This is a genomic window from Pseudomonas sp. SDO52101_S400 (genome assembly GCF_054071635.1).
The window spans coordinates 1-1,062 of sequence record NZ_JBSVWF010000139.1 but is presented as its reverse complement, the minus strand read 5'-3'; the positions used below and the strand labels follow the sequence as shown (position 1 = coordinate 1,062).

Here is a 1,062-nt window from a genome sequence, read left to right as displayed (position 1 = left end):
GGCAGCGAGGTGCTGGTCAACAACACTGCGCAAAAGCCCTGGCGTGTCGGGTTGTCGCGCAGCAACGACGGCCAGCGCAGCACCGGCGAGCAGCAGTGGGGCACCACGTTTGATTGGGACAGCCCGCTGGGCCTGGCCGATCAGTTGTCGTTGCGCGGCGGTCACGATGCGATGACCGACCACCAACACACCTCCAACAACGCGATGCTCAACTACAACCTGCCGTGGGGCTGGTGGAACTTCAGTTACACCTACAGCCAGAGCGAGTACCGCTCGCAGATCGCCGCCAACGGCTACAACTTCAAGCAGACCGGCGACAGCGAAAACCACCAGTTTCGCGCCGAGCGTGTGATCCACCGCGACGCCGTCAGCAAGACCTCCCTCAGCACCGGTGTGTCGTACCTGCGCACCAATAACTTCATCGAAGACAGCAAGCTGCGCCTGAGCAGCAACCGCATCAGCGAAGCGCAGTTCGGCTTCAACCATGGACGGCGGATCGGCAGTGCCTTCGTCAACTTCGATGCCGGCATGCAGGAAGGCATCGGTGCATTCGATGCCCAGGGCAGTCACGATCCAGGCCCTGGCGAGCCTGATGCACGCTATCGCAAATACACCGCGACCCTGAGTTATCTGCAGCCGTTCAAACTGTGGGGCGAGTCGTTGACTTTCAGCAGCCTGATGACCGGCCAGCGCAGTGAAGACGTGCTGTTCAGTCCGCAGCGCACCAGCCTTGGCGGTCTCTCGTCGATCCGTGGCTACAAGGATCAATCGCTGTCCGGCGACAGCGGCGGCTACTGGCGTAACGACCTGCGCTGGGCACGCCCGGTGACTGCCGAATGGCTGCGCCCGGTATTTGCTGAATACGGCACCAGCCTGGGCTACGACCAGGGCGTCATTCGCAATGATCGCTACAACGGCGAACAGCACGGGCGCATGTCGAGCAACTCGCTGGAGCTGTTCGCTCGCGGCCAGCATGTTGCGGCCAGCGTGACCTTCGCCCATTCCCTGGAACGACCGGCCGCGCTGACCGAGCGCGAAGCGCCGATCTACTTCCGCCTGGAC

General features: G+C 62.8%; 1 protein-coding gene. It reads left to right on the top strand.

What is annotated here, in order from left to right; genetic code table 11:
• Positions 1–1,062, top strand: a 1,062-nt coding sequence (locus tag ACW9HX_RS29060; protein WP_457383212.1) for a ShlB/FhaC/HecB family hemolysin secretion/activation protein, incomplete at both ends; no start/stop codon positions are given.